Source organism: Stenotrophomonas sp. 2694 (assembly GCF_040548715.1).
GTDB lineage: Bacteria > Pseudomonadota > Gammaproteobacteria > Xanthomonadales > Xanthomonadaceae > Stenotrophomonas > Stenotrophomonas indicatrix.
On sequence record NZ_JBEPSG010000014.1, the window covers coordinates 68,607 to 89,433 of the forward strand.

Below are 20,827 nucleotides of genomic sequence, written 5' to 3' on the forward strand. Positions count from 1 at the left end.
GGTGTGCCTCCGGGAGGGAAAGCATCCGTCCGATGATCCTGTGGATAAACTGGACACAGCCGAACTGACAATGAAGAAAGGCTTCACAATGGATCCCTCCGCACCGCTGTCGGCGGTGGTCGCGTTTGTCCACGTGGCCGACCACGCCAGCTTTACCCGCGCCGCAGATGCGCTTGGTGTCTCGACCTCGGCACTGTCACAGAGCGTGCGCGCGCTGGAAGCGCGGATGGGCGTGCGCCTGTTGCAACGGACCACGCGCCGGGTGGGCCTGACCGAGCACGGTGCGCGCTTCCTGCAGCGCGTACGTGGCGGGCTGGCACAGATCGAATCGGCCTTCGAAGACCTGGACAGCGCGCGGACCGTGCCGGCCGGTCGGCTGCGCATCACCCTGCCACGCATCGTTGCCGAGCGCCGGGTCCTGCCGGCGCTGCCGTCCTTCCTGGCCCGGTATCCGCAGGTGGAGGTGGAACTGTGCGTGGAACCGGCGTTGACCGATCTGGTCGCCGAGGGTTTCGACGCAGGCATCCGCCTGGGGGAATCGTTGGCGCAGGGCATGATCGCGGTGCCGATCGGGCCGCCCGAGCGCCAGGTGGTGGTGGCCACGCCGGGCTACTTCGCGCGCCACGGTGTGCCGCAGAGCCCGCAGGAGCTGCAGGGCCACGACTGTATCGTCCATCGCCGCGCCAATGGCCGGCTGATGCCTTGGGAATTCAGCCGTGAGGGGCGTGACCTGGACGTAGCCGTCGAGGGCCGGCTGGTGTTCAACGATGCCGAACTGGCCTATGCGGCGGTGCTGGCTGGGCTGGGCATGGCGCAGGGGTTCGCCTCACTGGTCGCCGACGACCTGGCTGCCGGCCGCCTGCGCAGCGTGCTGGAGGACTGGCAGCCGCCGTTCCCCGGCTTTCATCTGTACTACCCGGCGCGCGAGCATATGGCGCCCAAGCTGCGGGTGTTCATCGACCACCTGCGCGCGGCCTGCCAGGCCGACGGGATCTCAGCCGTTCAGGCCCAGGCGGATGCCGAAGCCGACCAGGAACAGGCCGGCAACACGCCGTAGCGCATCGCTGACCCGCGGGTGCTGGATCAACCGGCGGCGGGCCAGGTTGCCGACCCAGATCAGCAGCGAGCAGTAGGCGATGCTGACCACGAAGATGATCCCGGCCAGCGCGGCGAACGTAGCGATGCCCTGGTGGGCCTTCGGGTCGATGAACAACGGCAGGAAGGCCATGTAGAACAGGATCGCCTTCGGATTGAGCAGGCTGACCAGGATCGCCTGGTGGAAGTAGCGTCCGGGCTGCATGCGCACCGGGCCAACGTCGGCACCGTCACCCTTGGGCGTGCGCAGCAGGCTGATGCCGACCCACACCAGATACGCCGCGCCCAGATATTGCACGGCATGGAACACCGTCGGATTGGCCTTCAGCAGCGCAGCCACGCCGGCCAGTGCCAGCCACATCAGGATCTGGTCGCCGACCAGCAGGCCGGCCAGCGCCGTGTAGCCGCCGCGCACACCGCCGCGACCGGTAGCGGTCAGCAGGGTGAAGGTGCCCGGCCCGGGCAGCGCCAGAAACACCAGCACAGCGAGCAGGAAGGTCCACAGATCCTGGATGCCCATCCACGGCATGGCGCGACTCTCTTACAACGGGGGAGCGCCATTGTCGGCCAGTGCTGGCGCAGGCGACAGGGGCGTGTCGCCATTGCCGGGCATGGCGGACAGCAGCGGTTGCAGATGCTGGCGCAGCTGCGCGTGCAGTTGCCGCACCGCCGGTGAGAACTGCTTGCGATGGGGGCAGACCAGCTGCAGGGGAATGTGGCTGCCGATGCCATCCAGCAGCACCTGCAGGCGCCCTTCCAGCACGTCGTCGCGGACGTCCAGCCAGGACTTGTAGGTGATGCCCTCGCCGGCGACCGCCCAGCGCCGCACCACGTCGGCGTCGTCGCAGACCAGCGGCCCGCGCACCGGGATCACCACGCGGCGCCCCTCAATCTCGAACGACCAGCGATCGTAGGCGCGGCCGCCGAGCTGGTAGACAAGGCAATCATGCTCGCGCAGATCTTCCAGGCGGCTGGGTGTGCCACGCCGCCGCAGGTACCCGGGCGACGCGGCCAGCACCCGCCGGTTCTGTTCCAGCAAGGGCAGGGCGACGTAGCTGGCGTCGTCGAAGTGGCCGATGCGGATGGCCACGTCGACCGGGTCGCGGAACACGTCGGCCACTTCGTCGGACAGGCGCAGGTGCAGGCGCAGCCGTGGATGCGCCGCGCGGAACGCGGTCAGCCACGGCAGCAGCAGGTTGCGGCCGAAGTCCGACGGCGCCGACAACTGCAGGGTGCCGTGCAGTTCGGCGTCCTCGCCCTGCACCCGCGCCTGGCCTTCGCGCAGGGTGCTCAGAACCTCCTGTGCGTAGGGCAGGTACAGCGCGCCTTCGGCGGTCAGCCGCAGGCTGCGGGTGGTGCGTACGAACAGGCGCAGGTCCAGTTCGCGTTCCAGTCGCGCCACCGCTGCGGCAACCTGGCCCGGCAGCAGGTCGGCCTCGCGCGCGGCCTGGGAGAAGCTGCCCAGCGCGGCGGTACGGACAAACAGCTGCAGATCGTCGAAGCGGACCATTTTCATTGCTGCAGTGAAAGTGTTGACCGATTCTGCGCCTTTCCGCCCCCCTGCGCACGGCGCACGCTGTGGTCTCTCCTCCCTGGATATCCCCATGCGTGCCATTGCCTACACCCAAGCCGGCCTGCCGATCGACGACCCGCAGGCCCTGATCGATCTCGACCTGCCCCTGCCCCAGCCGGGCCCGCGCGACCTGCGGGTGGCGGTGCGCGCGGTGGCGGTGAATCCGGTCGACGCCAAGGTGCGGCGCGGCGCCGCCACCGACGGCCCGCGCGTGCTGGGGTGGGATGCGGTCGGTGTGGTCGAAGCGGTCGGCAGCGAGGTGACCCTGTTCCAGCCCGGCGATGCGGTGTACTACGCCGGTGTGATCGATCGCCCGGGCAGCAATGCCGAGTACCAGTTGGTGGACGAGCGCAGCGTTGGCCGCAAGCCGGCCAGCCTGGACGATGCCGCCGCTGCGGCGCTGCCGTTGACCGCGATCACCGCATGGGAACTGCTGTTCGACCGCCTGCGCATCGCCGAAGGCGGCGGCGAGGGCCAGACCCTGCTGGTGATCGGTGCAGCGGGTGGCGTGGGTTCGATCCTGGTGCAGTTGGCGCGCAGGCTGACGAAGCTGACGGTGATCGGCACCGCCTCGCGCCCGGAGACCCAGGACTGGGTGCAGGCGATGGGCGCGCACCATGTGGTCGACCACACCCGGCCGCTGGCCGAGGGCCTGGCCCGGCTGGGCATCACCCAGGTGGACCATGTGGCCAGCCTGACCCACACCGACCAGCACTATGCGCAGCTCGTCGAGCTGCTGGCACCGCAGGGGCAGCTGGGGCTGATCGATGATCCGGGCCAGATCGATGTGATGGCGCTCAAGCGCAAGGCGCTGTCGCTGCACTGGGAATCCATGTTCACCCGACCGCTGTACAGGACCGCGGACATGCAGCGCCAGCACGAACTGCTGAACCGGGTGGCCGATCTGGTCGATGCCGGCGTGCTGCAGACCACGCTGGGCGAGCACTTCGGGCGCATCGACGCGGCCAACCTGCGGCGCGCGCATGCGCTGCTGGAGAGCCACCGGGCCAAGGGCAAGATCGTGCTGGAAGGCTGGTAACGCCGGGCTGCGCCCGGCACCCGCAGAGGCAACGGCAACAGCGAGAGCCAGAGCCAGAGCAGGCTTCCTGTGGGTTGGCGGGGCGGTGTGGGTGTGCGGGGGCGCCGTGAACCCGTCCATGGGGGCTTGGTCGCCGCATCCATGCGGCTCACACCCCGCAAACCCACACCGCCCCGCCTTCGACGGTTTCCCGCCGCTGTTGGTAGGTGTCGACCTTGGTCGACACAGTAGCTCCACGCCATGCGTGGATGAAGCCAAGCAAACGGGCTACGCCACGCCGTTGTCTACATGCTCGTTGAAGCCCGGCCGGGGGCGCAGGCGTTCGAACCAGGCGTCTACGTGGCGCAGCGCCGGTTTGTTGCCGGGGGTGCTGCGCCAGCGCTGTGTCGACAGGCCGAGGACGATGTCGGCCAGGCTGAAGTCGATGCCCGCCACGTAGGCATTGCTGGCGGCAAGCTGGTGGTCGAGCACGGTCATCAGGCGGTTCCATTGTTCCAGGCTTGCCTCGGCGCGTGCGTCGTCCGCGAAGTCGGGGTGCTGGCGCACGCGGGCCATGAACACGTGGCGCCAAGCGCTGTTGAGGTCGCTGGCCTGCCAGTCCATCCACTGCTCGACCTGGGCACGGGCTTGTGCAGCGGCCGGCAGCAGATCGTCTCGTCCCTGCCGGGCGGCCAGGTAGCGGCAGATGCTGTTGGACTCCCACAGCAGGAAGTCGCCATCGCGCAGCACCGGTACCTGCCGGTTCGGATTCAGCGTGGACAGCACGTCCGGCGCAGGTGCCGGATCATGGGAGAACGGCAGATCGAGTTCGGCGCACAGCCACAGCACTTTGCGCACGTTGATCGAGGTGGGCTTTCCGTAGAGAACAAGCATGGGCGGGTCCGTCGTGGTCCAACCAAGGCTAGCGCAGCGGGGCTACACTGGCCGCATGAACATCGAAGTCCTCATGATTGTCGCCGTGGTGCTGCTGCTGGCGACGCTGCTGGTGCTGGTGCTGTTGTGGCGTCGCGCATCCACCAGCGCACCCGCTGCCGAAGTACAGCAACAGCTGATTACCGAACGCGAACAGCATCGCCTCGCACTGGTTGACGCCGGCCAACTGAGAGGGCGGCTGGAAACCTTGCTGGCGGAGCTGGAAAGCGAGCGCGGCCGAAGCCAGCAGCACGCCCAGCTTGTCACTACCCTGACCGCACGCGTGGAGCGGGAGGCCGCGTTGGCGTCCAGTCGTGAAGCGATGCTGGCCGAGCGCGAAGCTGCCTTGGCGCAGGTACGGGCCGATCTGGCCCAGTCCAGCACGGAGCTGCAGCAGGCGCAGCAGCGTTACCAGCAACTTCATGGCGAACACGCGCGCGCCCTGGCCAACCTGCAGCATTCCGAACGCGCCAGCGCCGAACTGCGCAGCTATCTGGATACCGCCAAGGAAAAACTGTCCGGTGCCTTCGCGGAACTGGCGGGCAAGGTTTTCGACGAACGCGGGCAACAGTTCGAAAAGAACGTGCGCCAGGCCACGGTGCAGTCACGCGCGGACATCGAAGGGCTGCTCAAACCCTTTGCCGACAGGCTGGGGGATTTCCGCAACCGGGTCGACACGCTGTACGGGGAAGAGGCGCGGCAGCGTGCCAGCCTGCTTGGCGCGGTGGGCGAACTGAAGACCCTCAACCAGGACATGGCCGCACAGGCCTCGGCGCTGACCAATGCACTGAAAGGCAGTGCCAAGGTACGCGGCGACTGGGGTGAGCTGATGCTCGACAACGTGCTGCGTGGCTCAGGCCTGGAGGAAGGCGTCCACTACCAGCGGCAGAAGCACGCGGTGGATGATGAGGGCGCGCGCCTGCGGCCGGACGTGGTGGTGCAGTTCCCCGATGAGCGCAGCGTGGTGATCGACAGCAAGGTCAACCTGATCGCTTGGCAGGAAGCGATGAATGCCGCCACGCCGGAACAGTCCGAAGATGCACTGCGCCGCCATGCGGTGGCGCTGCGCCAGCACGTCAAGGATCTGGGCGAAAAGAACTATCCGAAGGCTCTTGGCAGCGAGACTCTGGATATCACCATCGCTTTCGTTCCCATCGAAGGCGCACTGTCGGCGGCACTGGGCGCGGATGGGGCATTGCAGGCTTATGCATTCGACAACCGCGTGGTGTTTGCCTCGCCCAATACGCTGATGGCCCTGTTGAGGGTGGCCGAGCGTCTGTGGACACGTGACAAGGTGCAGAAGCAGGCATTGAAGATCAGTGAAGCCGGTGGACTGGTGCTGGACGCCCTGACCGGATTCCTGCAGGACTTCAATGCCATGGGCAGGAAGCTCGACGATGCAGGCAAGGCTTACGCCGACGCGCGCAACCGCCTGATCGATTCGCCGCAGTCAGCCATCAGCCGTGCCCGCCGACTTGCCGAACTGGGCAGCAAATCAAAGCGCGCGTTGCCCCCTGAGCTGACCCCCGATCCGTTGCAGCAGTTGACCTCTGCCGACGGAGAGGAAGACGGCAACGCCGGCTGACACGCCACCTGCATCGCCGAGTGCGTATGCTGGCGCCGTCCTCACTGACCAGGTACCGCCATGCGCCTCCGATTCCTTGCCAGCGCTGCCCTGGGCGTGCTGCTTGCCGCCTGCAGCAGTGCACCCCCGGCCAGTGACGATGCAGGCGCGGCAGCCACGGTGGCCGACAGCCCTGAAGCCGCTGCAGCCTATGAAGAAGCACGCGATGTGGACTGCCGCGCGGCGGGCGGTACCCTGCAGCCGTTGGGCCGCCTGCAACGGGTGCAGTGCGTGATTCCCTATGCCGACGCCGGCAAGTCCTGCAGCAGCAAGAGCGACTGCAGCGGCCAGTGCCTGGCGTCCGCCGAGGTGACCGCAGGCGCGGTGGCAACCGGCACCTGCCAGCGTGATGTCAGCCAGAACTTCGGTTGCCGCCAACGCATCGACGGTGGCAAGGCACAAGGCACCCTCTGCGTCGACTGACGGTAGTGCCGGCCGCTGGCCGGCAGCTGCACGACCGTTCCCGAAGATTCATGAGGCTGCCGGCCAGCGGCCGGCACTACCGGTCACCTGCGGCGGTATGCTGGTGGGCCTTTCCCCGCTGTAGCCGGAGCCCCGCGTGAGCACCTCGATCCAGGATATTTCCCTCACCACCATCGACGGCCAGCCGTCCTCTCTTGCCGACTACCAGGGCAAGGTGCTGCTGCTGGTCAACGTGGCGTCCAAGTGCGGCCTGACCCCGCAGTACGAAGGCCTGCAGGCGCTGTATGCGGAAAAGCACGCGCAGGGGCTGGAAGTACTGGGCTTCCCGGCCAACAACTTCCTCGGCCAGGAGCCGGGCAGCGAGGCGGAGATCCAGCAGTTCTGCCAGCTGACCTACGATGTGAGCTTCCCGATGTTCGCCAAGATCAGCGTGGCCGGTGAAGATACCCACCCGCTGTACCAGCAGCTGACCGCCGCGCAGCCGCAGGCGATCGGTGAAGGCCCGCTGCGCGAGCGCCTGGCCAGCAAGGAGATTCCGATCCACCCGGCACCGGCGGTGCTGTGGAACTTCGAGAAGTTCCTGGTTGGCCGCGATGGCAAGGTCATCGCCCGCTTTGCCCCGGACGTTGCCGCCGATGACGCGCGCCTGCGCGAAGCGGTCGAGGCGGCGCTGGCGGCCTGAAGACGACGTGCCAACCAAGGTTGGCACCTGCCGGTAAAACAAAAAACCCCGCCGAGGCGGGGTTTTTTCATGCGTTGCCAGCAGCGGTCAATTGGTCCACTGCGGCATCGGCATCGCATCGACCGGGATCGGCGAGTTCGCATCGTCGCTGCCACGCTCGCGCTTGCCACGCAGGTCGTTCTCGATCTGGTAGTTGCGGCGCTGCATCCAGGCATCGCGGACCAAAGCGTATTCGTCCACCGCGGTATCGCGCAGGTCGTCGATCGCCAGCAGCTGCGCGCGGGTATCGACCAGCTGCAGGCCCTGCAGACCGATGCGGTACTTGTCGCTTTCGATGCGGCGGATCGGCGACAGCGGGATGTCACCGGCCAGGCCGAACACATCACGCACGGTACGCGGGCCGAAGAACGGCAGTTCCACGTAGCGCGAGCGACGCCAGCCCCAGGCCCCCAGGGTCTGCCCGAAGTCCTCGTTGCGTCGCGGCACCATCGCCTTGCTGGCCGGGTCGAACAGGCCACCGATGCCCAGCGTGCTGTTCATCAGGAACCGGCCCAGGCTGTCCCAGGCGTCGCCGGGGCGGCCCTGCAGCAGCTGGTTGGTGATGGTCAGCGGCGCACGCAGGTTGCTGAAGAAGTTGCTCACGCCGGTACGGGCAAAGCGCGGCACTACGTGGGTATAGGCGGTTGCCAGCGGGCGAGCGATACCGCGGTCGACGGCGTTGTTGAACCCGTGCACCTTGCGGTTGAACGGTTCCCACGGGTCGTACGCGGTAGTGCTGGTGGTGCTGCCATTGGCGCCGTACAGCGCGTCGAAGTCGTCATCGCCGCCCGGTGCGGCGGCGGTGGCATCACTGCCGGTTGCACCCTGCGAGGCGGTAGCCGGTGCCGGCGCGGCCGCAGCAGGTACGGGGGCGTCGGCTGCGACGCTCGCAGCAGGCGCATCCGCACCAGCAGCGTTGTCGACCGTGGTGGTGTTCGTCGCCGGCACCACGGTGTCGGCGGTCGGCGCGTCGCTGCGCGCCGGCTTGCCGGCACAGGCGCTGAGCGCGGCGGCCAGGAGGATCAGAGGGAAAACGCGCACGACGTTCATGTCAGCTCGCAGCAGAAGTAGCGTTGAAGTCCAGGTCGGGCGACAGCCGGTAGGCCGCGCTCAGCTCGTTGTAGCCGGCGGGGGCGCCGGAGATTGTCAGCGGATGGCCGCCCTGGCGCGCGCGTGCGGCCAACTCGGCCAACAACGCCAGGCCGGCGCTGTCCACGCGCTCGACCTCCGCCAGTTCCAGCCGCGACAGCTGCGCAGGCAGGGCCTGCAGTTGCGGCCACAGCGCGATCACCGCTGCACGGTCGAGCACCCCGCGCAGGCGCAGGGTGTCACCTTCCAGCAGCGCCAGCGCCTTATTTGCCATTGCCGGCCGGCCCAGCCTGCATGCTGCCGCTGCGCAGTTCGGTGGCCACCTGCTTGATGCCCTTCTGTCGCAGCGGGGCATCGAACTGGTTGCGGAAGGTCTGCACGTAGGAGATGCCTTCGATGTTCACGTCGAAGATCTTCCACTGGCCGCCTTCGTTGCGCATCCAGTACTCCACCGGCGTCGGCTCGCTGCCGGCACGCACCAGCTCGGTGCTCACGCGCACGCCGCGGTTGCCCGGCAGCGGGCTTTCGCCCTTCAGGCGGAAGCTCGGCTTGCCCTGGATGTTGAGCAGGGTCGAGCCATAGCGCTGCATCAGGTTGTCGGCCATCGCATTGGCGAACAGCTTGATGTCAGCGTCCGCAGCGCCGCGTGCGTGCGTGCCCAGCACCAGGCGCGCGGCATAGTCGCGGTCGAAGGTGCGGTTGAGCTCGCTGTCGATATAGCTGCGCAGGCTGGCCGGGTTGCCGCTGAATTCGGCACGGCGCTGCTGCAGGGTGGTGAGGATGCGCGTGCTGGCGTCGATCACCACCTTGCCGGCCTGGCCCTGGGGGGCGGCAGCAGCGGGGGCGGCGGCCTGCGCCTGGGCCAGGAACGGGGTAGCCAGCAGCAGCGACGAGGCGAGCAGGGCCGGGATCAGTTTCATCTTCATGGTTGCGGTTCCGTTGCAGGCGCCTGCGCGCCATCGTTGGGCTTCGGAGCAGCGCCGCCACCGGCGCCGCCACTGAACATGTATTTGCCGACCAGCTGGATCAGGTCCACGGCCGGCTGGGTGAACACGATCTCCTCGCCGGGCTTCAGCACGTCCGGATCGCCGCCGGGCTGCAGACCGATATAGCTCTCGCCGAGCAAACCACTGGTGAAGATGCCCGCCGAGGTATCGGCCGGCAGATCCTTGACCTTGCTGTCCATGCGCAGGGTCACGATCGATTCGAACTTCACCGGGTCCAGATCGATCGCTGCGACCTGGCCGACGGTGACACCACCGATCTTCACCGGCGCCTGCTTGCGCAGCTGGCCGACCTGGGAGAAGCGTGCCTTGAGTTCATAGCCTTCGCCACCCCAGCTCCAGCGCTGGTTGGTCGAGGCGACGGCCAGCACCATCAGCGAGGCCAGGGCCAGCAGCAGGAAGGCGCCGACGGAGAATTCGAGTCTGGGACCGCGGATGGCCATGTGGATTACCTGATCAGTCGTGGTGGCCGCGCGCCGATGCGCACCGCCGATGGAGGGGTTAGGTGAACAACATTGCCGACAGTACGAAGTTGAACATCAGCACCAGCAGCGAGGCGTTGACCACCGCACGGGTGGTGGCGACGGACGTGCCTTCGATGGTCGGTTCGGCGTGGAAGCCGACATAGGCGGCCACCAGGGCCGCGGTACCACCGAAGATCGCCGACTTCAGCATCGCCACGCCGAAGTCGTCCCAGAAGTCCACGCTGCCACGCAGCGCCGACCAGAACACGCCGTTGTCCAGGCCCAGCACGTGCACGGCTTCGAAGTAGCTGGCACTGATCGCCAGCGAACAGAAGATGCCGGTCAGCAGCGGCACGGTCAGTACCGCCGCCCAGAAGCGCGGTGCCACGGCCTTGGCCACCGGGTCGATGGCCATCAGTTCCAGCGCCTTGATCTGGTCGGTGGCGCGCATCAGGCCCAGCTCGGCGGCGATCGAACTGCCGGCGCGGCCGATGAACAACAACGCGGTCAGCACCGGTGCCAGTTCGCGGTACAGCGACAGGCCGAGCAGGGTGGACAGCGCGTCGGCCGCACCGAAGGTGGTCAGCGTGCGGTAGCCCTGCAGGGTCAGCACCAGGCCGACGAAGGCGCCGCCGACGGCGATGATCGGCAGCGAGCGCGCACCGATCTTGTAGATCTCGCGGGTCAGCTCGGCCAGGAAATCACGGGTCGGCAGCGAACCGCGCAGCACGGTCAGCGAGAACAGGCCGGCACGACCCAGCGAGCGGGTGGCTTGCACGAACGGCATCAGGCAACCCTCGCGCGCGGTGCGGCATCAAACGGGATGGGACCATCGGGCTGGCCATGCAGGAACTGCTGCAGCAGCGGGTCCTGGCTGGTCTGCAGCGCCTCCGGCGTGCCCTGGAACACGATGCCGCCATTGGCGATCGCGATTACCTGGTCGCAGATCGGCAGGGTCTCGTGCACGTGGTGGCTGACGATGATGCTGGTCAGGCCCAGGCTGTGGTTGAGGCGCTGGATCAGGCTCATGATCACCCCCGAGGCGATCGGGTCCAGCCCGGTCAGCGGCTCGTCGTAGATCATCAGCGGCGGGTCCAGGGCCAACGCGCGGGCCAGTGCCACGCGCCGGGCCATGCCACCGGACAGCTCACGCGGCCAGGCATCGGCGGCGGCCAGCAGGCCGACCGAATGCAGCTTCATCTGCACCAGCCGGCGCAGCACCGGTGCCGGCAGGCGGGTGTGGGTGCGCAACGGCAGGGCGACGTTCTCGGCCACGGTCAGGTCGGTCAGCAGGCCATTGCCCTGCAGCAGTACGCCAACGCTCTTGCGCATCTCCAGAAGCTCGGCGGTACGCTGCGGGATGGGTTTGCCGAACAGGGTGACGTCGCCTGCAACCGGACGCAGTTCGCCGGTCAGCGCCGCCAGCAGGGTCGACTTGCCGCTGCCGGACGGACCGAGCACCGCGGTGATGCTGCCCTTGGGCACCTGCAGCGAAACGTCGCGCAGGATCGTGCGCCCGCTCCGGTCGATGCGGACGTTGGACAACTGCACCAGACTGGGAGTGGAAGCCGACATGGGCACCCTTAACGTTTTTTCGACATTGAAGCATCGGGTCAGACTGCTGAACATAAGCAGACTGGACGGTGCAGTATTGTTGCACGGTCGGACCGTCGCCAGACCGGGACAATTCCGAAAACGACCGGAACAATCCGTCGCGATCACCGTACCCCGGGATTGAATACGGGCGGGTGTGCTGCACACTGTGCACGATGAGTGACCCGGGCAGCGACTTCCGCCTCTACCATTCCAATTCGCTGGACGTGCTGGCTGCCCTGCTGGCGCGCAACGTGCGTGTGCCGGTGCCGGGACAGCCGCTGCTGGCGCCGGAGGTGGTGCTGATCCCGCAGGTGGCGATGCGGCGCTGGCTGCAGGCGACACTGGCTGCCGAGTATGGCGTGGCCGCCAACCTGGAATTCCTGACCCCCGGTGAGTTCGTCGCCCGTGCGTTGAACGCCAATGTCGAGGGCGAAGCCGACGACCTGGACGCGGCCGCCCTGCACTGGCGCCTGTACCAGGCCCTGCGCGATCCGCAGCTGCTGGCACAGCCACCGATGCGCGCGCTGCAGTCCTATCTTGCCGGGGGCGACGCGCTCAAACCCTGGGCCCTGGCCGGCGAACTGGCCTCGGTGTTCGAGAAGTACCAGGCCTGGCGCCGCGACTGGCTGCTGCGCTGGGAAGCCGGCGCCGACGCGGCCGATCCGCAGGCCATCCTGTGGCGCAGCATCGCCGCCGGCCATGGTTACCGCGCGCGCCGCATCCAGGCGTACCTGGACCGCTTCGAGGGCGCCGGCCAACCGCTGCCGCAGGGCCTGCCGCCGCGGATGTCGGCGTTCGCCACCCTCAACATCTCGCCCGACGTACTGCGGGTGATGGCCACCCAGTCGCGGGTGGGCGAACTGCATTTCTATCTGCCCACGCCGGTGCAGTCCTACTGGGGCGACCTGCAGACCCTGGCAGAGCGCCTGCGCAGCGGTGCGCCGGACCCGTTCGGCGAGGCCGCCGGCGAGAACCGCCTGCTGGAAGCGTGGGGTGCGGCCGGCCGCGATTTCATGGCGGTGCTGGGCAGCTATGAAGTGGTGCATCCGGCCGGCGAGATCGCGGCCTATTCCGACCCCGAGCAAGACACGCGGCCGACGATGGACCAGGGCGGGCTGTCCGACAGCCTGCTGCATCGCCTGCAGCGCGACCTGTTCCACCGTCGTGCCTTGCCTTCCGGTGAACTGCGCGATGGCCTGCGCAGCGACGACCCGAGCCTGCAGGTGCACGCCTGCCACACCCGCCTGCGCGAGCTGCAGGTGCTGCACGACCAGCTGCGCAGCCTGCTGCAGGACCCGCGCTTCGACCCGCCGTTGCAGGCGCGCGAGATCGCCGTGCTGGCGCCGGACATCGATCCGTATGTGCCCTATCTGGAAGCGGTGTTCGGCGGACGGGGGGGCGAGGACGAACACATTCCCTACGCGCTGGCCGACAGCAGTCCGTTGGCTGGCGAGCCGCTGGCCGACGTGTTCGTGCACCTGCTTGGCCTGCCGATTTCGCGCTTCGGCCTGAACGAGGTGCTGGATCTGCTGGCCAGTGCACCCCTGGCCGAGGCCGCCGGCCTGGAAGCGGTGGACTTCGACCGACTGCATGGCTGGTTGCAGCAGGCAGGCGCACGCTGGGGCCTGGATGCCCAGCATCGCGACCAGCTGCAGGCCCCCAGCGATGACGCCTACACCTGGCAGTTCGCGCTGGATCGCCTGCTGCTGGGCCACGCCACCGGCAGCGAGGTGGATCTGGTCGGGGTGGCTCCGTGGATCGAACTGGAAGGCGGGGCGCTGGATGCGCTGGACCGGCTGCTGCGCCTGCTGCGCGTGCTGGCCGTCTACCAGCGCCGGCTGGGCGAACTGTTGACCCCGGCACAGTGGCGGCAGCGCCTGCTGTCGCTGCTCGATGCCCTGCTGCCGACACCACCCAGCTCGCCCAACAGCCAGCGCGCGCTGGAGCGCCTGCGCAAGCTGCTCAACCAGTTCGCCGAAGATGCGTACAAGGCCGGGTTCGCCGATGGCGTGCCACCGGAGGTGGTGCGTGCGCACTTCGCCGGTGCGCTTGCCGAGGCCGATACGCGCGCGCCGCTGCTGACCGGTGGCATCAGCTTCGGCCGCATGGTGCCGATGCGCCTGCTGCCGTTCCGGGTGATCTGCGTGCTCGGCCTCAACGATGGTGATTTCCCGCGTCGCGACCCGGCCGCTGGCCTCAACCAGCTCACCGCCGAACTGGATACGCCGCGCCGCCGTCCCGGCGACCGCTCCACCCGCGAAGACGATCGTTTCCTGTTCCTGCAGTTGTTTGCTGCTGCGCAGGACGTGTTCTACCTCAGCTACCTCGGCGCGGACCCGCGCGATGGCAGCGTGCGCGAACCCTCGGTGCTGGTCAGCGAACTGATCGATGCCGCCGCGGCCTATCACCTCGATCCGTCGACCGCCACGCGGGACTTCACCGTGCGCCACGCGCTGCAGCCGTTCTCGCCGGCCGCCTTCGGTGACGGCGATCCACGCCGCTTCAGCTACCGCCGGCAGTGGCATCCGGCCGCCGGGCGGCTGGGCGGGCAGCGCGGCGGCCTGCTGCCGTGGTTCGACGCCGCACTGCCGCCGCCGGTGGACGACGCGGTGGAAGAAGAGGTCTCGCTGGAGAGCCTGCGTCGTTTCCTGTGTGATCCGGCCGGGCAGTTCCTCGCACAGTCGCTGGGCCTGCGCCTGGCCGACGACGTCGAGGACGTCGACGACCTGGAGCCGCTGGTGCTGTCCTCGCGTGGGCCGGAGAAGCGCAGTGTGCAGCTGGCCGTGGTGCAGGCCACCCTGGCCGGCGACAGCGAGCCGCTGTACCCGCGGCTGCGCGCACGCGGGCTGCTGCCGTCGGGCATCCTCGGCGAGCGCCAGTTTGAAGTGGAGCGGCTCAAGACCCGCCCGTATGCCACGGCCATGCTGGGCTGGTTGCAGGGCACGCCGCTGGAGAGCCGCCGCTATGAAGTGGAGATCGACGGCGTTCGCCTGCATGGCCGGGTCGGTGATCGCCATCCCGAAGGCCTGGTGCGCCTGCGCGCCGGCGCCCTCAACGGCAACGCGGTGATCCGCCAGGGGCTGGACTGGCTGCTGGCCAACGCCGCCGGCGATGCCTTGCCGCTGGTGCAGTTCTACGACGGCGGTGATGCCGGCCCCGGTCCGCATGCATTGCCTGCCTTGACCGTGCCCGCAGCACGCGCGGCATTGCGCGCGCTGCTGCAGCTGCGCCAGCGTGGGCTGCGCGAACCACTGCGCTTTGCGCCCTATACCGGCTGGGTGCTGTTCAACGCGCCGGTGGAAAAGCAGCGCAGCGAAGGCTGGAAACAATGGCATGGCAGCGACCGCAGCTGGGGTGAAGCCAACAGTGATGCCTGGCAGCTGCTGCTGCGTGGCGCCGACCCGTTCGCCGCCGACGTCAGTTACGCCGACCTGCTGCGCAACAGCCAGGTGGTCTTCAGCGCCGTGCGCGAAGGGCGCGGCTTCGGCAATGATCCACAGGCGGGCCACGCATGAGCAGCGGTGCCGTGGGCGCTACCATCAACACGCATTGCCCCGACCCTTACCTGGCGTTGCCGCTGCACGGCACGCGACTGATCGAAGCCAGTGCCGGCACCGGCAAGACCTTTACCCTGGCGACGCTGTTCACCCGTCTGGTGGTCGAGCAGGGCCTGCGTATCGGGCAGATCCTGGCGGTGACCTTCACTGACGCCGCCACCCAGGAACTGCGCAAGCGCATCCGCGAGCGCCTGGCCCTGGCTGCGCGCCTGGTCGATCTGCCGCCGGGCGACGATGAAACACCCGATGCGCTGCTGACCCGGCAGGTGCTGCAACGTCATCTGCAGGACGGCACGGAAACCGCAAAAGCGTTGAAGCGGCGCCTGCAGGTAGCCGCCGACGAGATCGACCTGGCTGCGATCTTCACCATCCACGGCTTCTGCACCCGCGTGCTGCGCGAACATGCGCTCGAAAGCGGGCATACCTTCGACCCGCCCGAGCTGTTGGCCAGCGATCGCGAGCTGCTGGAAGAGCTGGCGGCCGATCTCTGGCGTGTGCATGCCAACGACCCGGCAACGCTGGAACCGCTGACCTGGTTGTGGTCCCACCCGGATGCGCTGGCGGCTGACCTGCGCGCGCTGCTGGCATCGCCACCGCTGCACCCGCCACTGCAGCCGCTGGCCGTGGACGATCCGCGCCCGGCGCTGCAGGGCACGGCGGCGGAACTGTCGATGGCCGTGCGCGAGCATGGTGAGCGCTTCTTCCTGGACCTGTGCGAAGCGGTCGACAACAAGTGGATCAACGGCGTTTCCTACAAGCTGGGCTGGCTGCACCCGCTGGGCCGGCAGCTGTTGGGCTGGGCCGAGCGCGGCGACGCAGCCGAACTGCTGTCCAGCGACCGCTTGCCGGCGCTGCTGCCCGATGCGCTGGTGGCCAAGACCAACAAGAAGTCCGCCGACCGCACACCGTCCTCGCCGCTGCAGGCACCGCTTGAGCGCTACGTGGCACTGCTGGCCCAGCGCGAACAATGGCTGCGTGCCACGGCACTGAACTTCCTGCACGCCCTGCGCGAGGAAGCCACCCAGCGCCTGTCCGTGCTGAAGCGCATGCGTCGCGTGCAGACCTACGACGATCTGATCGACGGCGTCGCCCGCGCGTTGGAAGGCCCGCAGCGGCTGGCCCTGGTCAAGCAGCTGCGGGCGCAGTACCGCATCGCCCTGGTCGATGAATTCCAGGATACCGATGACCGCCAGTGGGGCATCTTCCATACCGTGTTCGGCGCCTCGCCGGAGGTGGACGAACTGGGGCTGCAGCCGGCGCTGTTCCTGATCGGTGACCCCAAACAGGCCATCTATGGCTTCCGCGGCGGCGACATCCATACCTACCTGAAAGCCAAGCAGGTGGCCGAGCAGGCACCGGCGCTGGACCAGAACTTCCGCTCGCGCCCGGCCGTGCTGCGCGCGCTGCAGGCGCTGTATGACAACGCTGGCGAAGATGCCTTCCTCGAACGCGACATCCGGTTCGAGCCGGTGCGGCCCGGTGGCGTGCGTGTCGATGAGGACTACCTGCGCGATGGCCGGGCCGCACCGGCGCTGACCCTGCGCCTGCTGCGCAGCGACGGTGAAAAAGCCCTTGGCGCCGATGCGTCGCGCGACGCGGCGACCCAGGCCTGTGTGGCCGCGATCCACCAGATCCTGCTGGAGGCGCGTGCCGGCACCGCGCTGCTGCGTGGGCGCCCGGTGCAACCCGGCGATATCGCCGTGCTGGTGCGCTCGCATCGCGAAGCCACGCTGGTGCAGCGTGCACTGGCCGCAGTCGGCATTCCTGCGGTGGCGGCCGGCAAGCAGAGCCTGTTTGCCACCAGCGAGGCCCGTGACCTGCGTGCATTGCTGCTGGCGTTGCTGCAACCGGCCGACGAAGGGCGACTGCGTACTGCATTGGCAACGGTACTGCTGGGGCAGCGCGCAAGCGCGATTGCCAGCATGGAGCGTGAGGGGGACCTGCAGCGCGGGTTCCAGGCACAGCTGCTGCACTGGCGCGAGCGCTGGCAGCGTGGCGGCCCGTTCGCGGTGGTGGCCGATGTCTGCGCCGCGCAGGGCGAGCGCCTGCTGGCACTGATCGACGGCGAGCGGCGCCTGACCAACTACCTGCAGCTGGGCGAACTGCTGCAGGAAGCCTCCGCGCAGGCACTGGGCATGCACGGCCTGCTGGACTGGCTGCAGGGGCAGATGGCCAATGCCGACCAGGATGACGAGCAACAGCTGCTGCGGCTGGAGTCCGACGCGCGACGGGTGCAGATCATCACCCTGCACAAGAGCAAAGGCCTGGAATACCCGCTGGTGTTCCTGCCGTTCGTGGGCATCGATGGCGGCGCGCCGAACACCGCCACGCACTGCACCGTGCACCTGCAGGGTGAGCGCCAGCTGCATTGGAAGCTGGACAGGGACGACGCCTGGGACGCGGCCAGCAGCCAGCGCGAGCGCGAACAGCGTGCAGAAGACGCGCGCCTGCTGTACGTGGGCCTGACCCGCGCCGAGCATGCCTTGTGGATCGCCACCGGCGATCTGGCAGGCCATGCGAAGACCCGCCTGGCCCCGCTGCTGGGCGACCTGCAGGCGCTGCGAGCGCACGCGGACGTAGACCTGGATGACAGTGCGCCGCCGGGCCGCCTGCCGCAGCTGCTGGCCGAAACCGAAGGTGAGCTGCCTGCGGTGCGTGCCTTGACCCGCCGGGTGCCACATGACTGGTGGGTCTACAGCTTCACCCAGCTGGCGCATGCCGACGCTGGCAACGGCGACGATATCGAAGCGGCGGCCACCGAACTGCCGGCACCGGCTGCCGACGAACCCGCCGGTGCCGAGCTGCCGCTGGAACCGGCGCTGCCGGACGCTGCCGCAGAAGACACTGCGCCGCCGGATCCGCGCTTCATGGGCAGCCGCTTCGGCAATGTGCTGCACGATGCACTGGAGAACGTCGACTTCGCACTGTGGTCGCACTGGCAGCCGCAGCAACCGGCACCGGAGGGACAGGCCGACGTGCTGCGCCGCTCGCTGCACGACGAAGGCTATGCCGACGAGGATCTGGACGATGGCGTGGCGGTGCTGGTGCCGCTGGTCGGCCACACCCTCACCGTACCGTTGCCCGAAGGCGGTGCGCTGTGCAGCGTGCCCGAGCATGAGCGCCGGGCCGAAATCGAGTTCCACTTCGCCATCGAGCCGACCGCAGTACCGGTGCTGCTGCAGCTGCTGCACGAGCACGGCATCTCCAGCGCACGGCGCGGTTTCGGCCTGCGCAGAAGGCTGGAAGGCCTGATGACCGGCAAGATCGATCTGACCTACGTGCGCGATGGCCGCTGGTATGTGCTGGACTACAAATCCAACCGGCTGCCGGGTTACAGCCCGGACCTGCTGGAGATCGCCATGCGCCACAGCGAGTACGACCTGCAGGCGCTGATCTATACCGTGGCCCTGCATCGCTGGCTGCGCTTCCGCCTGGGCGCGGCATACGACTACGCGCGCGACATGGGCGGTATCCGCTACCTGTTCTGCCGGGGCCTGGATATTGCCGGCAATGGCGTGCACGTGCAGCGCTTCGCGCCTGAGCTGGTGGATGCGCTGGATGCCTTGTTTGCGGGCGGCGAAGCAGCCCAGGCCGAGATGGCGGCGCGCGCGCGCGGAGAAACCGCATGAACCTGCTGCGCGATCTGCATCGCAGTGGCCAGCTGCGCACCCTGGACCACGCCCTGGCCATCAGCCTCAAGCGCCTGCGTGAAGACACGCCGGACGACGTGGCGTTGGCCGCCGCACTTGCCTCGCTGGCCGTGGCGCAGGGGCACGCTGGCTTCGATCCGCGCCAGCCCCAGCGCGTGATCGATGGCATTCCGGCATGGCCCGAACCTGCGCAGTGGCTGGCGCAGCTGCAGGCCTCACCCTGGGTGGCGACCCCGCAGGATGCCAGCGCCGCCGCCGCAGAAGCGCCGCTGGTGCTCGAGAACGGTCTGCTGTACCTGCGCCGCTACCGCGAATACGAGCGGCAGTTGGCTGTCGGCCTGCAACGCATCGGCCGCCATCCGCTGCCTGCACCGGACATGGCCGCCGTGGCGCCCCTGTTCGCGCGTCTGTTCCCGCACGCCGCAACGGGTGAGGACCACCAGGCCCGTGCGGCTGGCGTAACCCTGCGCCACCCGCTGGCCCTGGTCACCGGTGGTCCCGGTACCGGCAAGACCACCACCATCGCCCGCCTGCTGCTGCTGTTGGCGGCACAGGCGCAGCACCAGGGCCTGCCCCTGCCGAAGGTGGCGTTGGCCGCACCCACCGGCCGCGCTGCCGAGCGCATGGCCGAAAGCCTGCGCCTGGCCGTACAGCGGCTGCAGGAGCAGGGGCTGGACCCGGCGCTGTGCACCGCGCTGCCCAGCACAGGCACCACCCTGCATCGCCTGCTCGGGGTGATTCCCGATTCACCGCGCTTCCGCCATCACGCCGACAACCCGTTGCCGGTGGACGTGGTGGTGGTCGACGAAGCTTCGATGATCGACCTGCCGCTGATGGCCAAGCTGGTCGACGCGATCGCCAGCGGTACCCGCCTGATCCTGCTCGGCGATCCCGACCAGTTGCCGTCAGTGGAAGCCGGTGATGTGCTCAGCGCCATCCTGCGCGCCAGCGGCGATGGCATCGGCACCCGTGCCGACGATGCGCAGGCGCTGCATGGACTGCTGGCAGCGGCGACGCTGCAGCCGCAGGCACCGCCGCGCGCGTTCGCAGGTCGCCGCGTGCAGTTGCAGCGTGGCTACCGGCAGAGTGATGCGCTGGACCTGGCGCCGCTGGCGCAGGCCGTGCGTGGCGGTGACAGTGGTACCGCCCTGCGCCTGCTGCGCAGTGGCGGGCTGGCTGGTGTCCGCTTCCATGAAGGCGAGGCGGACCCGTTGCGTGGCCAGCGCGAGCATCTGCTCGACCACTGGCGCGCACTGGCCGACGCAGTGGACCCGGCGCAGGCACTGCAGCAGGCCGGCCGCCTGCGCGTGTTGACCGCACTGCGCGAAGGCCCGCAGGGCGCGCGTGGCCTCAACAGCCGCATTGAACAGCTGCTGGCTGGCAACACCCCGGGCTACTTCCAGGGCCGGCTGCTGCTGATCACCGAAAACAGCTACCGCCACCGCCTGTTCAACGGCGATATCGGCATCTGCCTGCGCGATGGTACCGGTGCGATGGTGGCCTGGTTCCCCGGCGAGACCGCCGACCAGCCGCGCGCCTTCCACCCGGCAGCGTTGCCCGCACACGAGAGCGCGTTCGCGATGACCGTGCACAAGGCGCAGGGTTCGGAGTTCGATGAGGTGTGGTTGCAGCTGCCGAGGCAGGACAGCCGCGTGTTGTCGCGCGAACTGGTCTACACCGGCCTGACCCGCGCCCGCCAGCGCCTGCAGGTGGCCGGTAGCGCCGAGGTGCTGGAGGCGGCATTGAAACGACATGCCAGCCGCCTTGGTGGGTTGGCGTGGCGACTGGGTGCGGAAGAGGTGACCGAGGAACCGGCGCGCTGCGAAGAACCCACCGTGCAAGGCACGTTGTTCTAACGTCGCCCTTACCATCACGTCGGTCACCTTCTTCCACGCATGGCGTGGATCTACCGTGTCGACCAAGGTCGACACCCACCAGAAGCAGGCCATGCCATTCCGACAGATCGCGGGAAACTGTCGAAGGCGGGGTGGGTCCGGTTGCGGGGGCGTGAGCGCCATGGATGGCGCGACCGAGCTTACAGGGACGTACTTGCAGCGTCCCCCTCAACCGGACCCACCCC

The 20,827-nt window shown here is 68.5% G+C and carries 17 protein-coding genes; 8 read left to right on the plus strand and 9 right to left on the minus strand.

What is annotated here, in order from left to right:
* Positions 1–88 precede the first annotated feature (88 nt).
* Positions 89–1,057 carry a LysR family transcriptional regulator gene (locus ABIA73_RS15640; RefSeq protein ID WP_051585166.1) on the plus strand — a complete coding sequence of 323 codons (969 nt, stop codon included), beginning with the start codon at positions 89–91 and terminating at the stop codon, positions 1,055–1,057.
* On the opposite strand, the gene leuE is transcribed toward ABIA73_RS15640, so the two are convergent.
* Both leuE and ABIA73_RS15650 read right to left on the minus strand, forming a co-directional pair.
* Positions 995–1,624 (minus strand): leucine efflux protein LeuE, encoded by a 630-nt coding sequence (gene leuE / locus ABIA73_RS15645; RefSeq protein ID WP_025875614.1) that lies wholly within the window; start codon positions 1,622–1,624, stop codon positions 995–997. The genes ABIA73_RS15640 and leuE overlap by 63 nt on opposite strands.
* A 12-nt stretch (positions 1,625–1,636) precedes the next feature.
* The gene (locus ABIA73_RS15650; RefSeq protein WP_081794606.1) at positions 1,637–2,611 is read right to left on the minus strand and encodes a LysR family transcriptional regulator; all 975 of its coding nucleotides are present in this window, start codon (positions 2,609–2,611) and stop codon (positions 1,637–1,639) included.
* Between the two features lie 88 nt (positions 2,612–2,699).
* Here ABIA73_RS15650 and ABIA73_RS15655 point away from each other — a divergent pair, with 88 nt between their 5' ends.
* The gene (locus ABIA73_RS15655; RefSeq protein ID WP_059065698.1) at positions 2,700–3,707 is read left to right on the plus strand and encodes a zinc-binding alcohol dehydrogenase family protein; all 1,008 of its coding nucleotides are present in this window, start codon (positions 2,700–2,702) and stop codon (positions 3,705–3,707) included.
* 267 nt (positions 3,708–3,974) lie between these two features.
* Here ABIA73_RS15655 and ABIA73_RS15660 read toward each other — a convergent pair whose 3' ends face one another.
* Complete coding sequence (locus tag ABIA73_RS15660; RefSeq protein ID WP_354275998.1) at positions 3,975–4,580, minus strand: glutathione S-transferase family protein; 606 nt, start codon at positions 4,578–4,580, stop codon at positions 3,975–3,977.
* Between the two features lie 55 nt (positions 4,581–4,635).
* Between ABIA73_RS15660 and ABIA73_RS15665 the strand changes: the two genes are divergently transcribed.
* The 3 genes from ABIA73_RS15665 to ABIA73_RS15675 all read left to right on the plus strand — a co-directional run bounded on the left by ABIA73_RS15665 (position 4,636) and on the right by ABIA73_RS15675 (position 7,348).
* Positions 4,636–6,204, plus strand: a complete 1,569-nt coding sequence (locus tag ABIA73_RS15665; RefSeq protein ID WP_354275999.1) for a DNA recombination protein RmuC — start codon at positions 4,636–4,638, stop codon at positions 6,202–6,204.
* A gap of 60 nt (positions 6,205–6,264) precedes the next feature.
* On the plus strand, positions 6,265–6,666 hold the full coding sequence (locus tag ABIA73_RS15670; RefSeq protein WP_032978518.1) for a hypothetical protein: 402 nt from the start codon (positions 6,265–6,267) through the stop codon (positions 6,664–6,666).
* Between the two features lie 136 nt (positions 6,667–6,802).
* Entirely contained in the window at positions 6,803–7,348 is a 546-nt protein-coding gene (locus ABIA73_RS15675; protein WP_025875625.1) for a glutathione peroxidase, read from the plus strand.
* An 87-nt stretch (positions 7,349–7,435) separates the two neighbouring features.
* On the opposite strand, the gene ABIA73_RS15680 is transcribed toward ABIA73_RS15675, so the two are convergent.
* Genes ABIA73_RS15680 through ABIA73_RS15705 form a run of 6 tightly spaced genes read right to left on the minus strand, consistent with a single transcriptional unit; the run spans position 7,436 to position 11,519 of the window.
* Positions 7,436–8,437, minus strand: coding sequence for an MlaA family lipoprotein (locus ABIA73_RS15680; RefSeq protein ID WP_032978521.1), 1,002 nt, complete (start codon positions 8,435–8,437; stop codon positions 7,436–7,438).
* Position 8,438: 1 nt separating this feature from the next.
* The gene (locus ABIA73_RS15685) at positions 8,439–8,750 is read right to left on the minus strand and encodes an STAS domain-containing protein (RefSeq protein ID WP_025875628.1); all 312 of its coding nucleotides are present in this window, start codon (positions 8,748–8,750) and stop codon (positions 8,439–8,441) included.
* Complete coding sequence (locus tag ABIA73_RS15690) at positions 8,740–9,402, minus strand: MlaC/ttg2D family ABC transporter substrate-binding protein (RefSeq protein WP_025875629.1); 663 nt, start codon at positions 9,400–9,402, stop codon at positions 8,740–8,742. The genes ABIA73_RS15685 and ABIA73_RS15690 overlap by 11 nt, the downstream gene beginning before the upstream one ends.
* Positions 9,399–9,923, minus strand: a complete 525-nt coding sequence (mlaD, locus tag ABIA73_RS15695; protein WP_006404090.1) for an outer membrane lipid asymmetry maintenance protein MlaD — start codon at positions 9,921–9,923, stop codon at positions 9,399–9,401. The genes ABIA73_RS15690 and mlaD overlap by 4 nt, the downstream gene beginning before the upstream one ends.
* 58 nt (positions 9,924–9,981) lie before the next feature.
* Complete coding sequence (locus ABIA73_RS15700; RefSeq protein WP_006404088.1) at positions 9,982–10,731, minus strand: MlaE family lipid ABC transporter permease subunit; 750 nt, start codon at positions 10,729–10,731, stop codon at positions 9,982–9,984.
* The gene (locus tag ABIA73_RS15705) at positions 10,731–11,519 is read right to left on the minus strand and encodes an ABC transporter ATP-binding protein (RefSeq protein WP_025875633.1); all 789 of its coding nucleotides are present in this window, start codon (positions 11,517–11,519) and stop codon (positions 10,731–10,733) included. Before ABIA73_RS15705 ends, ABIA73_RS15700 begins: the two co-directional genes overlap by 1 nt.
* A gap of 194 nt (positions 11,520–11,713) precedes the next feature.
* Here ABIA73_RS15705 and recC point away from each other — a divergent pair, with 194 nt between their 5' ends.
* From recC to recD, 3 genes are read left to right on the plus strand one after another with little or no spacing between them, the layout of a single operon-like run.
* Positions 11,714–15,055, plus strand: a complete 3,342-nt coding sequence (gene recC, locus ABIA73_RS15710) for an exodeoxyribonuclease V subunit gamma (protein ID WP_354276000.1) — start codon at positions 11,714–11,716, stop codon at positions 15,053–15,055.
* The gene (gene recB, locus ABIA73_RS15715) at positions 15,052–18,726 is read left to right on the plus strand and encodes an exodeoxyribonuclease V subunit beta (RefSeq protein ID WP_354276001.1); all 3,675 of its coding nucleotides are present in this window, start codon (positions 15,052–15,054) and stop codon (positions 18,724–18,726) included. Before recC ends, recB begins: the two co-directional genes overlap by 4 nt.
* Positions 18,723–20,603 (plus strand): exodeoxyribonuclease V subunit alpha, encoded by a 1,881-nt coding sequence (gene recD, locus ABIA73_RS15720; protein WP_354276002.1) that lies wholly within the window; start codon positions 18,723–18,725, stop codon positions 20,601–20,603. Before recB ends, recD begins: the two co-directional genes overlap by 4 nt.
* Positions 20,604–20,827: the final 224 nt, after the last annotated feature.